The 3,336-nt window shown below is 59.7% G+C and carries 3 protein-coding genes; all 3 read right to left on the bottom strand.

The window, feature by feature from the left end; all coding sequences use genetic code 11:
• Positions 1 to 663: quinolinate synthase (locus tag ORS3428_RS06675; RefSeq protein WP_071095742.1), on the bottom strand; the 663-nt coding region annotated here is incomplete at its 3' end.
• Between the two features lie 45 nt (positions 664 to 708).
• Positions 709 to 1,830, bottom strand: a complete 1,122-nt coding sequence (locus ORS3428_RS06670) for a tyramine oxidase subunit B (protein ID WP_071095740.1) — start codon at positions 1,828 to 1,830, stop codon at positions 709 to 711.
• A 57-nt stretch (positions 1,831 to 1,887) separates the two neighbouring features.
• Positions 1,888 to 3,162: a phosphopyruvate hydratase gene (gene eno, locus ORS3428_RS06665; protein ID WP_071095738.1), complete on the bottom strand. Its 1,275-nt coding sequence runs from the start codon at positions 3,160 to 3,162 to the stop codon at positions 1,888 to 1,890.
• Positions 3,163 to 3,336 lie beyond the last annotated feature (174 nt).

Raw genomic sequence — 3,336 nt, 5'->3', positions numbered from 1 at the left:
AGCGAGCACCGTCACGCCGGGATGAGCCTCGCGCAGCTCGCGAATGTCGGCCGCGCTGAAGCGTTCGTGGACCTCGCAGCGTCCCTTCCAGGCGATGATCTCGACCTTGGTCTGCGCCGCGATGTTTTTCGCCAGATATTCGTCGGGCAGCATGATGACGCGCGGCGCATTGAGCGACTTCACCACCGCAAGCGCGTTTCCAGAGGTGCAGCAAATGTCGGACTCGGCCTTCACGGCTGCAGAGGTGTTGACGTAGGTGATGACCGGAACGCCAGGATAGCGCTGCCGCATCAGCCGCACGTCCTCGGCGGTGATCGAGTCGGCCAGCGAACAGCCGGCGGCGAGATCTGGGATGAGCACGGTCTTGCCGGGATTGAGGAGCTTCGCCGTCTCAGCCATGAAATGCACGCCGGCGACCACGATCAGATCCGCATCGACCGTCATCGCCTCGCGAGCCAGTGCCAGGCTGTCGCCGACAATGTCGGCCACGCAGTGAAAGATTTCGGGCATCTGATAGTTGTGCGCCAGGATGGCGGCGTTGCGTTCGCGTTTCAGCGCCAGGATGGCGTCGATGTCATCGGCAAAGGCCGGCCATTCGACTGGCGGGATAACGCGCCGGACGCGCTCGTAGAGCGACGCGGCCGTAGGTAACGCGCCAATCATTTGCGCCTCCGCTTATCGTCAGGGACTGGAACTAAATGGGATCAGCTAAGCTTGGCTTGGCCGTTCCCAAAGGTTCAGGACTTGGCCGATTCCTTTGCTCTTGGCGTTTTGAAGAACTTCGAAACCCCAGCTGATGTCGAAGACAGCCATGCCGCAGGCGATGAATATCACGCGCTCTTCCGAGCTTTCTCTGCCGGGCTTCTCGCCGTTAACAACGTCGCCGAGGCCGGTTGAATCTTTGAGGGCCGGAAGCTTGCCAGCATCGATTAGACGAAAGAAGGGCCCACCGATAACACTGCTGTAGTAAGCCTCCTTATTGCCAGAGGCGATCGCATCCTCGACATAGGCCTCCTGCAGGGCCGTGTGATCGTAGACGATCTTCGCGTCGGTCAGGAATGACTCCTCGGTGTTGAAAGGGCCAGAGACCAGAATGGTCGCGCCAGCCTTGATCCACTCGTCCTTGAAGTGGAGCGGCTTCAGGCGTGAGGCGGCGACGGTGATTACGTCGGCATCGCGGAACCCGGCCTCTGTTTCGTCTACGCCGATGGCTTGGACGCCATATTCCTTGTGTACCCAGGCTGCGAACTCATTGGCCTTCTCCAGAAAGAGGTCGAAGCAGACAACTTTTCGGACGGCTTCCAACTGGGTCATGATCGCCGTAAAACACGCCTTGTTAATCGGGCCACAGCCGACGACTGAAACAGTCCTTGCATCTTTGTTGGCTAGGTGCTTGGCCGCGACGCCCGGCACACCGCCCGTGYGTGCTGCGCTCAAGAGGTTGGCCGACATCAGCGCCAGCGGCGCGCCAGTGTCCTTGTCGTTGAGCATCATGGTCAAGATCGAACGCGGCAGGCCCTTGTCAGCATTGGCATGGTTCGACCCGTACCATTTGTTGCCACAAACGTCGAAGCGTCCGCCAAGATACCCCGGCATGGCCGCGAAACGACGGTCCGGTCCGGCCACCGGCATGTTCGGGAACTTCGTTTCCTTCGGAAAGACAATGTTCAGGCCGTGACTGTTGTGGTTGGCGCCCCCCATCAGATAGTCGCCCTTGCCGAGGAGACCGAAAGTTTCCTCGCACACGGCAACGCAGCGCTGCGCGTCGAGAACGCCGGCGGCAATCATGTCGGGCTCGGAGAGGTAGAGAAAATCGATCCTGGGATACATGGAGCAACCTCCTTTATTCATTGACGTTTGTGTTTCCTGCCTCCGCGCCGGGCCGCGTCAGAAGCGCAGAAGGGGCTTGATGTCGTAAAGACGGCAGCCGGGGCTTGCCGCGTTGGCGCGCATCAAGAAATTCAGCTTTTCGATGCGCTCTCCCGATCGCGGAGCGCCATTCTTCTGGAAAGGCACTTCGAGGCCGACGGAAAGATCCATCACTACGTCGTCGACRACGCCGCCGGAACGACCTGACGGGACCGAGATCATGCCATGTTCGCTAGCAAAGCGATKGGCGTCCATCGCCTCGGTGATGGTTCCGACCTGATTGGGCTTCAGGATGAACCCGTGAACCGCACGGGATGCATAGGCGCGTCTGAGAAGGGCAGCGTTGGTGACGATGAGATCGTCGCCGAGAACGATCGTGCGGGTGAGTTCCCTGGCTGCCTTGGTGTGGCCCTCCCAATCGTTCTCATCGAGTAGGTCCTCGATGAAGACCAGATCGAAGTTTTCGGTGAGCCTTTTGGCGTACGCGATCAGTTCGTCGGTCGAAACACGCTTGCCTTTCAGCAGATAAGTGGCGGTATCCCGATCGTACATTTCGCTCGAGGCGCAATCGAGTGCAAAGGCGATGCGACCCCCATAGCCGCAGGCCTCGATTGCCTGTTCCATTATTGACAGGATTACCTGCGGGTCGTCCGAAGGGGCCGCGTAGCCATAGGAACTCGCGATTTGCGGCTTGTGGCCGAGGTGCTTGGTCAGGACCTCACCAAGCTGCTGGAACACCGCGACCGCCATCTCGACAGCCAAATCTACATTGTCGGTGTCATACGGYACGATTAGGAATTCGTTGAAAGCCTGGGTCAACGTTTCGTAGTGGCYGCCATTGATCACATTGAAACAGGGCACCGGTACAGTTCGGACGTCCCGGCCCGCAATATGCTTGTAAAGCGGGATGCGGCGCGCATCGGCCGCAGCGCGGAAAGCCGCGATGGAGGCTGAATAGATCGTGTTGCCGCCGAGCCTGCTCTTGTCCGGCRTGCCGTCGAGCTCAATCATCTTCTGGTCGATGGCGCGCTGGTCGGCCACATTCATGCCGATCAACGCCGGCCCAATGATTTTCACCGCGTAGTCCACAGCCTTGTGGACGCTGAGGCCCTTGTAGCTCGCCGGGTTCCCATCGCGCAGGACGAATGCTTCGTGCATGCCGACCGAGGTTCCGGTTGGGGCTGCGCCTCGGCCAACTGCCCCGTTTTCGGTGCGGATCTCAACTTCCACGGCTGGTCGGCACTTGCAGTCGATGATCTGCTGGGCCCGAACGGATTTGATCCTTTCCGCCATGCCCTAGCGAGCCTTCTCGATCGCGGGGACAAAGAGGATGTTAAGATCGCACAGATTGGTGCCGGTATTGCCGGTGAAGACGGTGGAGCTGATCGCCGAGAGCGCCTCGAAGCAGCTATGTTCGCGCAATGACTGATAGAGGTTGATCCCTTTTTCGGTGGCCGCCTTCAAGCT

Source organism: Mesorhizobium sp. ORS 3428 (assembly GCF_001854785.1).
Classification (GTDB): Bacteria; Pseudomonadota; Alphaproteobacteria; order Rhizobiales; family Rhizobiaceae; genus Mesorhizobium.
Note: the sequence above shows the minus strand (reverse complement) of the source record. Positions and strands in the feature narration are given on the sequence as shown.